At 42.4% G+C, this 9743-nt stretch carries 7 protein-coding genes; 4 read left to right on the plus strand and 3 right to left on the minus strand.

The window, feature by feature from the left end:
• Positions 1 to 140 precede the first annotated feature (140 nt).
• Together D9603_RS20890 and D9603_RS20895 are read left to right on the plus strand one after the other, a co-directional pair.
• Entirely contained in the window at positions 141 to 1475 is a 1335-nt protein-coding gene (locus tag D9603_RS20890; RefSeq protein ID WP_128732770.1) for a sigma-54 dependent transcriptional regulator, read from the plus strand.
• The gene (locus tag D9603_RS20895) at positions 1468 to 2739 is read left to right on the plus strand and encodes a HAMP domain-containing sensor histidine kinase (RefSeq protein ID WP_128732771.1); all 1272 of its coding nucleotides are present in this window, start codon (positions 1468 to 1470) and stop codon (positions 2737 to 2739) included. Before D9603_RS20890 ends, D9603_RS20895 begins: the two co-directional genes overlap by 8 nt.
• Positions 2740 to 3044: 305 nt before the next feature.
• On the opposite strand, the gene D9603_RS20900 is transcribed toward D9603_RS20895, so the two are convergent.
• Complete coding sequence (locus tag D9603_RS20900) at positions 3045 to 4505, minus strand: hypothetical protein (RefSeq protein WP_128732772.1); 1461 nt, start codon at positions 4503 to 4505, stop codon at positions 3045 to 3047.
• Between the two features lie 737 nt (positions 4506 to 5242).
• Between D9603_RS20900 and D9603_RS20905 the strand changes: the two genes are divergently transcribed.
• Positions 5243 to 5647 carry a GNAT family N-acetyltransferase gene (locus D9603_RS20905; RefSeq protein WP_241651738.1) on the plus strand — a complete coding sequence of 135 codons (405 nt, stop codon included), beginning with the start codon at positions 5243 to 5245 and terminating at the stop codon, positions 5645 to 5647.
• Here D9603_RS20905 and D9603_RS20910 read toward each other — a convergent pair.
• Complete coding sequence (locus D9603_RS20910) at positions 5644 to 6132, minus strand: pyridoxamine 5'-phosphate oxidase family protein (protein WP_241651739.1); 489 nt, start codon at positions 6130 to 6132, stop codon at positions 5644 to 5646. The two genes, D9603_RS20905 and D9603_RS20910, sit on opposite strands and share 4 nt — an antisense overlap.
• 162 nt (positions 6133 to 6294) lie before the next feature.
• Here D9603_RS20910 and D9603_RS20915 point away from each other — a divergent pair, with 162 nt between their 5' ends.
• A complete protein-coding gene (locus D9603_RS20915; protein WP_128732773.1) occupies positions 6295 to 8319 on the plus strand; it encodes a methyl-accepting chemotaxis protein in 2025 nt (674 codons plus the stop codon).
• Between the two features lie 58 nt (positions 8320 to 8377).
• On the opposite strand, the gene D9603_RS20920 is transcribed toward D9603_RS20915, so the two are convergent.
• On the minus strand, positions 8378 to 9574 hold the full coding sequence (locus D9603_RS20920; protein WP_128732774.1) for an iron-containing alcohol dehydrogenase: 1197 nt from the start codon (positions 9572 to 9574) through the stop codon (positions 8378 to 8380).
• Positions 9575 to 9743 lie beyond the last annotated feature (169 nt).

Genomic DNA, 9743 nt, shown 5'->3' on the forward strand with positions numbered 1-9743 from the left:
AAATTTTTGCCTTGCCTACAGGACGTAGGTACCTCGGCGTGAGCAGGACGCGGAAGCGGTGTTATCGACAAGATTTTCTCACCTCAAAATAGACCACTTAATTAAGAGAATTGGTATAAACAAACAAGAAGTAGGAAACGATGACAGCTGTTTTAATCATTGAAGATAATCCTGATGTGCGTATGTCTGCAACTATTTTGCTGCAAAGCCACGGTTATCAGAGTATCGAAGCTTCACACCCCGACGAGGCAAAAGTCATACTTGCAGAGCAACCTGTTGCACTGATTTTACTGGATATGAACTTCAATAAAGACACTACCTCGGGAAAAGAAGGGCTGCAATTTTTGATGTGGCTACGGCAAGTGTCGATAGAGGTGCCTGTGGTAGTCATCACGGCTTGGGCCAAAGTCGAGTTGGCGGTACAAGCAATGCAGCTAGGTGCGTGTGATCTAATCGAAAAACCATGGCAAAACCAGCGCTTGTTAAAAACCGTTAAACGCCACATTGAAACAAGGCAAACAACTACTGAGCCACCCACAAATAACACGCAAAATAAAATGCCCAGTCGTTTATTACAACAGGCACTAAGGGTTGCAAAAACCGATGCAAATGTATTGATATTGGGAGAAAATGGTAGTGGTAAGAGCCAGTTAGCAAGGTACATCCATAACAATAGTCTACGTAGTGAGCAGCCTTTTGTTAGTGTTAATATGGCCGCAATTCCCACAGAGCTATTTGAAAGTGAGTTGTTTGGTCATCGCCAAGGGGCGTTTACTGATGCGAAAGCGAATCGCACAGGGCGCTTTGAAATGGCTCAAAATGGGACTTTATTCTTGGATGAAATTGGCAGTTTGCCGGTAGCACAACAGGCAAAACTGCTCAGAGTGCTGGAAAGCGGAGAGTATGAAGTGCTCGGCGACTCAAAAACCAGTAACAGTAATGCGAGGATAATTTCGGCTACTAATGTTGATCTAAGCGACGCGGTGAAAACTGGACTATTTCGCCAAGATTTACTCTATCGTTTAAATACGGTTATCTTAACCGTCCCTGCACTTAGAGCGCGAGTCGATGAGCTACCCAGTTTAGCGACTCATTTCTTAACGCTACATACCAAGCGCCATGGCAATGACACAGGTGGTGAACGCAGCTTAAGTAATGCAGCAATTGCAAAAATGAAAGCATACTCGTGGCCTGGCAACATTCGAGAATTATCCCATGTGATTGAGCGTGCAGTGATTTTAGGGGCGCACTCTGTGATAGGTGCACAAGATCTTGAGTTAGATGAAGATTTTCACGAGCAAGATATGCCGTTGCTAAGCCTTGAAGAGGCTGAAAAGCGGATGATAGAAAATGCTATTCGTCACTTTGAGGGAAATGTGGTTGCCGCTGGTGAGTTTTTGGGGCTGAGTAAATCTGCAATTTATCGACGTGTAGAAAAACATGAAATCAAATTAAAGGGCAACCAAGGTGGCTAAGCTCACATCCGTTGAGCAAAAACTATGGCTTGGTTTTGCGGTCCCTTTAGTCATTCTTGCTGCGGGATTAATTGCGACCATTATTTATTTTGAGCTGACTTTATTGGGGGCAATAACCTTACTTTTAGCCTTACTAGTGCCTTCTTTACTGTCACTTTGGTATAGCTACAACAAGGTGATGTCAGTACTTGATAACCTTGCTGTGCAGCTAGATAGCATCTCCAACGAGGAGCTAACTGTATGGCAATTATCTAGCTATCAAGGTGGTCGAGTCGCAGCGCTAAAAGCCGAAATTCAGTTAGTTGTTGAACGATTACAGCAAAAGCGGCAAGAATATGGTCAAAACGAGGCTTTTGTCTTTAATTTTATCAGTGAGTTAACACTGCCAGTACTTGTGCTTGATGGTCATCAACAGGTTTATTTTGCCAATCGTGCTATGGCGGACATATATCCAAATATGACCCTAGATGGGATACCGGCGTCAAAATTGGCATTAAATCAGGTCGATGAACAGTGGCAGTTACAACAACACTCTTCGCGCTACAAGATAGCATCACACCCACTTTATCGCGGGCAGCGTGTCTATCAATTGCTGGTTTTTGTATCGGTGGAGCAAGCGCTAAGAGACAACGAGAAACAAGTCTGGCAAAAGTTACTTTCAGTGCTAAACCATGAGGTTCGTAACTCCCTTACTCCCGTGTCTTCCATGGCGCAATCATTACAACAAGACAGAGACGCAATTCCATTGGCAACGCAGCAAACAATGCTAGGGGTGATAGAGAGTCGTGCGGCACACTTACAGCAATTTGTTGCAAATTATGCGCAAATTGCTCAATTACCTGCGGTAGAAAAACAAACGATAGCGGTTGAAGTATTAGCTAACCGCTGGCAAGCGCTCTTTCCTGAAGTGCAAATAGACGTACTGAGTTCAGGTGTACTGTATTGTGATGAACCGCAGCTCACACAAGCCATGATTAATCTCGTGAATAACGCACTACAAGCAAATCAATTAGCTTCGAAGCAAGGTATTACACTCACCATTGAAAAACGGCAACAATGGCAACTTTGCCTACAAGATAATGGCGGTGGCATTGATAATTTAGATAATCTTTTTGTCCCATTTTATTCCACTAAACCGAACGGTTCGGGCATTGGTTTAGTACTCAGTCGAGAAATCATTCGCAATCAACAAGGCGAGCTGTACTTGAGTAATTTAGCGGACAATCAAGGGGCTAAAGCGCTGATCACGCTTCCCTTGTGCTAATTGTACAGAGCGTCTGTTATATCAATTAGATTTAATACTTGCTCAATTTGAAGGCGTAAATCTGGCGCTAACCGCGTTAAAAATTTCTTATTTAGAACAACTAAATAGCAGAATTTTTGCCGAGTTATCGACAAGGTTTTTTCGCCTCAAAATCGGCCACCTAATTAAAATAATTGATATTACCAGATCTGGGTTTGGGGTGATTAAAGCTTTGCTGGCAACCAGTTATTGCCAATGAAGTTGCATCGCTATCCCTAAACCTCAGATTAAGTATTTCATTTATACAGCGCTTCGCGAGAGTAACATTATGGGTTACTGTTCACTTTTATAAACAGTCCCGCCATAGAGGTATCTGCGGAGTGCGTCATCGGTGCATTTTCAATACCAACAGCGGTAATAGTACCTGTGTCATGTACCGATAAACTTTGAATACTCGCAGAGCGCTCGGTGTGGTATGTTTCGATGGATAGATCAGACAAGTTTTCTATGTCCAGTTGTCCGATAAACCCATTGGTGTGTTCAACCCAGCTATTTGTGTCTACTTGCACACCACCGATATGACCGTAAAGATAAAGTGTATTATCAGCTATTGCCAACCCCCTCAGCACATCTTCTTTGTCTATGTTATACCAATACCGCTGAGGTATTCGTTCACCATGATAAACCTGTATTAAACCAACATCCCATTCACTAGAATAGCGCGTACTATCTGCTTTGCTTCGCCGCGCTGATACACCGATAAACACGGTATCTTGATGCACTTTGATATCGTCAATCAAAGAAGAGTGTTCATCGCTAATAAACTGCTCATTAAGCAACTCGCCATTGAGGTCATATGTTTTTACAATGACGTGCATGTCACTTTGCGCAACATCTTGGGGGACTGCATGAACCGTCGAAAATTTATGGTTATATGCGGGGATTGCATCTGTGCTGATGTTTTGAGCGCTATAAAGGTAGCCATTATCAGAGATGGCAATTTCTATTGCTTCTGAAGCCCGAGAGCTATTACCCCAATACCGAATATCGATAGGTTTTTGCCACATTAGTTGTAAATTGGCGTCATATTTTGCAATTTTTCGTCCGCCATTATTATAACTAACATATAAGTTTTCATCATGGCAGGTGAACTTAGCATTATTAAAGCGCCACCACGTGATACTGGTTTGAGTGTATTTTGTGTCGCTAAGAGGGTCATCTGTCGGGATGATAGTGAAAGGATTGAGAAGCCAAGCGTTTTTGTCAGTGGGTATATCATATTTGACATCCATTGATAGTGCTTGCATTGGTACGCTTTTTAGCTGTACGCCAGTTTCATCATAACGCTCTAGTTGCACACTGAATATATCGTCGCCTTCTTGTATAAATCGACCAAGAATGTATTCACCCGAATCGAATACACAAGCATCAACAAACCCCTCAGTCGATTGTTCGAACTGATAAGTTTGACCGTTAGGATCAGTGATGGCATAAAAACCTTCTTTATTTCCCGGTTCTTCAACACTTGACGTTTCTCCTAGCACTAATAGCTTGTCATTTTTTAAGTTAAAGACGCGCTCCAAAGCTGTGGTGTAACCCAAATCGCTGGAGTACAGGCTATTTTGTTGATCAAGTGCGCTGAGGTTGAGTTTATTCTCCACAGGGTTAGGCACAGGGGAAGGAGCAATATTTTTTGGGGGAGGCACAGTGTTTGAGTCTGAAGCGCTTCCACCGCAGCCTACCAGTAGTGTGACAGTGGAAACGAGTATAGTCAGTATTACGCGCATAATAAAATCCTTTCAAAAGTAACACCATTTGCTTTACCCAGCATTCTGTATTGAGGCAATAAGATTTTATCTATATTACGTTTCCATCTAACAAAGTACCTATATGGGTAATAGGAGACTCTATCTAGTGGCGTTAGAAAAACGCTATTAACGTAGTCTTAGCTATGTATTTCCTCAAATTACTCAATTGCTGAGTCAAAATAGTGAAACGGGTTAGCGAATCTGTAATTCATGATAAGTAGAGCAACCTTTTATACCAATTGGCCTTAATACTTGCTCAATCTGAAGGCGTAAATCTGACGTTTACTGCGTTAAAAATCTCTAATTTAAAACAACGACATAAGAAATTTTTGTCTTGCCTGCATGGACGTCGGTACTTTGGCGATAGCAGAACGCGGTAGCGGTGTTATCGACAAGATTTTCTCGCTTCAAAATAGACCACTTAATTAAGAAAATTGGTATCAATTAAGGTCAGAAAATATACTAACTTAGGTACGGGATGGAAGTGTAAAAGAGTGTAATTATGGCAGGTTAATTTGTTACGCTGATTGGGACATATAAGCCCTGCGTCTTAATCAAAGCTTGTATTGATACCAGGCTGATTTGTTGCATTACGACAAACAATCACGCAAACCAAATTTCAGATATTAAGTGCAAATCGAACAATTTTATTTAACTTCACAATTTACCCACAAACGTTGCGGATGATATAGGCCTACTGTTTAGGGGGAGCGAGCGTGGCAGAATTAGAACTTATTCGAGTTGATAAATACAGTGAACAGACAATGACACATCTGTTGGAGCAGAGCGATTATCCGCGTCAACTTGGCTTGTTTGAGTTATGCTGTGCAACGAACATGGCATATTTATTATATGTAGATGGCAAGTTGGTGGGCTTCATTGCGATATGTATTTCAAGCCGCAGAGAGTTTGAGGTCTGTGCACTCTATATTATTCCCTCAGAACGCAGAAAAGGGTATGCCAGCCAGTTTATGGCGCATATCTGGTCTATTTATAAGGGATGCTGGAAGGTCAAGAAAGAGGGCGATACACCCAGCTCTCGTGCATTTTGGCATGCTGTTTTGAATACCAAAGGCAAGTCTGCGAAGCAAAGTCAAAATACATTCGACTTCGCCGTTTAATACCATTCATCTTTTTCAAGCCAAAATGCGCGTCCAAAACCACCAACGTACCGTACTCGTGTAACAACCACTCGCCAAAGGTTAAAATCACCGAGCATGGCATATTGCTGTGCCTTTTCATGGGTGGCAATAAACTGGTCAATTTGCGCGCGGCTTTCATCTCTCGATAATTTATGGGCATGGCCTAAAATAGTGACTCGAGCATTTTCAACGTCTGCGACATCACCATCGTCTAAAATCATAAAAGAAAGCTCAGAGTGTTTAATTAAATTCTTCGTGTGCTGTGCTATATCGCTGATAAAAAAATAAAAGTGGTTATCATCAAGAAAGATATATTGGGCGATAGAGGAAAAAGGAAACCCTTTTTGATTGCTTGATAGGGTAGATAAAAACGCGCTCTTATGTTTTTGACACAAGGCCTTAGCTTCTATGATAGCAGTTTTTCTCACTATAATATGCTCATCAATAATCAGGTGATTTTCCACTATGATCGCTAAAACTAAAAATAAAATCAAAAAGTAAGTAAGCAAAAGTAAGGTTTTGTAGCTACCTTTTTAATAGTTGAGTTCATAAAATTTAGAGTATTTACTTGGTTTTTTATTCCGTTTGTAACATAGTTTGGTTACTCAAATTAGAGCAATGACATTATGCTAAGTAAACTAACAATAAAACAAAAAATTACTTTAGGCTTTAGTGCATTAGGCTTGCTGCTGCTAATTGCAGGTATCCTAGCCTACTTAGCGTTAGCGCAAATCAAATCAGCCAATCAAGATATGGGCGAGGTCACACTACCAATTCAGCGCAGTGCTGATGCTCTGCAGCTTGAACAACTTAAACTCAGCAAGCTTATTGCCCAAGCTTACACATTAGAAAGTGCAGCCGAGATAAGTGACGCAAAGCAGCGATTCGCTGCTGGAAACGCGTTGTATGTTGAGCGCCAACAGCATTTGACATCATTAACGGAATCCATGCCTACGTTTGCAGAGCCGCTAAAACGTACACTTAACCTTGGTCGTAAACTAAGTCTTGCAGCAGAGCAAATGCTACAGGCTAAAGCCGATGCTGTAGAAGCACAACAACGCATTCATGAGCAATATCAAGCGTTGAAAAAAGATAAAGAAACGGCCAGCAATGCGATGCTGGATCTTGAGTTACTAGAGACCAGCAATACGAGACAATTAGAGGAAATGATAGGTACAGGGGTTCGTATCGATGACATGCTCTTTACCCTTGAAAACAACAGTGAGAGGATAAGTGGGCTATCACTTCAACAGCTAACGCCTCATCAACAAGACATGCTGTTTTTACTGGATAATATTGATAATAACGTGGCATTTTTACAGCGCCAAGCTGTAGGAATGAATGCGGAGCCGCTACTGGCGCAGTTTGGTGAGGGAATGGCTAGACTGAGGGAAAAGCTAGAAACGCCAGGTTACCTTTATAGCGCAGTAAAAGAGAAGCTAAATAAGCAACAGCAAGCCGCTACACTGTATAAACAATCTGAGCAGCATGGTTTTACCATTTTAGCTGAGCTTGAAAAAATGCAGCAAAATGCCAATGCTGCTTTTAATCGTGCACAAAGCGAGATCAGTGTACTAATCGAGCGGGCACAAAATGTGACTATGATACTGGTTGTGGTGTTTATTGTGCTGGGGGCGTTTATTTCTGTATCAACCAGCCGTGCGATGTTAGGGCCTTTGGCTGCGGTAAATAAAATGTTGAGGCACTTAGCTGCTGGTGACTTTTCAAAAAAAATGAGCAAACGTAATGACGATGAGTTTGGACAGTTAATTGATAACATCAACCAAGTAAAAGACAACTTAAGGGAGTTGTTAGAGTCGATTAACAAGCAGGTACATGAGCTCGAAGCATTATCACAAGCTTCACTGCGGGAAAGTAAGCAAATAGCAGGGAATGCCACAGAGCAGATGCGACGTATGGACAATGCAAACCGGCTATCACAAAGTATTTCAGCCAGTGCCTTATCTGTGTCTGAGCGCTCTTCTGAGAGTCTTGCAAGCATTCACACTGCCAACCAACACAAAACCGAAGTGAGCAAAAATGCACAAGAAAATAAGCAGCATATCTTGTCTTTGAGTACACGTATGTCAGAGGCGGTCGAGAGTATGGCCAAGCTGACCTCACACAGTGAAAGTATTGGCAGCATTTTAGATACTATCGTCTCTATTGCTGAACAAACTAACCTACTGGCGTTAAATGCAGCTATTGAAGCTGCACGTGCTGGAGAGCAGGGGCGGGGCTTTGCAGTGGTTGCTGATGAAGTAAGAACACTTGCGTCTCGCACGCAAGAATCAACTAATGAAATCAATCAAAAAATTGTTGCACTGCGACAAGATACACATACTGCCGCCGAGGCGATTAACTCTGGCCAACGAGATGTTGAATTCAGTGTCCAACAAAGCGAAGCGCTTGCACTGGCAATGGATGAGATAGCCACCGCGATTGCACAAGTGACTACGCTAAGTGAAGAAGTAAATCAAGCTGCGGGACATCAAGCGACAGACTGTCAACAAATAGAGCAAGTGATGCTAGACGCACAGAGCACTGCAAGCGAGAACGCTCAAGCTATGCAAAGTTTAGCAAGGGGCAGTGAGTCTTTAAGTAGTTTCTCGCATCGCCTTGCTACACTAGTTGAGCGATTTAAATTGTAATGTCAGTGATGATGACAACGCCTGTTACGAAGTGCAGTGTCATCGTTACCGTATTTAGCTAACAAGCAATGTCTTTTATAATGCCCTGACATGCGCAAGGATCCATAAAGTGTGGTACCGGATAATCTGGGTGGGCTTCTTTTAATGCAAGCTCTGCTAAATATGCCACGTCGCTTTGTAGAACTTCATGAAGCTTGGTTTGAATATTTAGCTCGCGCAACAAGTTTTCTATGTGGTTAAGCAAGTCGTCTGCTTGTCGTTCTATTGGGTAGTCCAACGAAGTAAGGCCACAGTATCTGGCGATTAAGGCTAGCTGCTGGTTTATTCTATCACCATACCATTTGAGTACAGGTAGCAATAACACTGCGTTGGCAAGGCCGTGAGGCGTGCCATACTGCGCACTTAATTGATGCGAAATAGCATGTACATAACCTACAGATGTTCTGGTAAAGGCTTGACCAGCGTAATGAGAAGCGAGTAGCAACTGCGCTCTTGCGTTTAAATCATTAGGGGTCAGTTGCACTTTAGGTAAAAACTCAAAAATGGCTTTACATGCGCAAAGCGCGCGCTCTTGACTGAATTTCAAACAGTTGATACTAAGGAGCGCTTCAATTGCGTGAGTTAAGGCATCAATCGCAGTGGTTGCGCTAATATGTGCAGGCATGCTGGTGGTTAATTCTGGCAACAACACAGCGTGATGGGGCACCAAGCAGAAGTCTGTCGCAGCGTATTTTGTATTGCTCTGTGGGTCGTTTACCACAGCTGCAACGGTAGTCTCTGATCCAGTTCCTGCGGTGGTTGGAATAGCAATATTGGCAGGCAAGCGCTTGAGTACTTTAAACAGGCCTTTTAGCTGGGTAACTTGCTTGTGAGGCCTGACAATTCTTGCACCAATGAGTTTGCCGCTGTCTAATACCGAGCCACCGCCAAGAGAAATAATAGCTTTACAGTGTTTTTGATGATATGTCGCGACACCATTTTCAATGTTGTCTATGGTAGGGTTGGGTAATACCTCACTGTAATAATGCGCGACCAGATTGGCTTTTTCTAATGCCTCTGCAACGATGTTATGGAGGTTTAGCTGTAATAGGACGTTATCTGTGACAACCAGAACGTTGTCCCCTTTTTGCAATCCCAGTGCTTGTATCGCACTGTCTAATCCTTGTTTACCCTGATGTAGTTTGGGGCTTGGAATACCAATAAAAATCACAATACATTTGAGTGCAAAATGGTAAATGCGATAGAACCAATTCATAGTTACCTACCTATAACTGAGAATAAGAGCGCGAAATTGGTAAGATGAAGCATTGTAAGGCTGTGTTAGCTGTATGACGCAGACTACAGCCCAATACCAATTAAATCGCGGTAAAATTTGTAAGGTTATACCAATTTTCTTAATTAAGAGGTCTATTTTGAGGCGAGAA

The organism is Pseudoalteromonas sp. PS5 (assembly GCF_004103255.1).
Classification (GTDB): Bacteria; Pseudomonadota; Gammaproteobacteria; order Enterobacterales; family Alteromonadaceae; genus Pseudoalteromonas; species Pseudoalteromonas peptidolytica.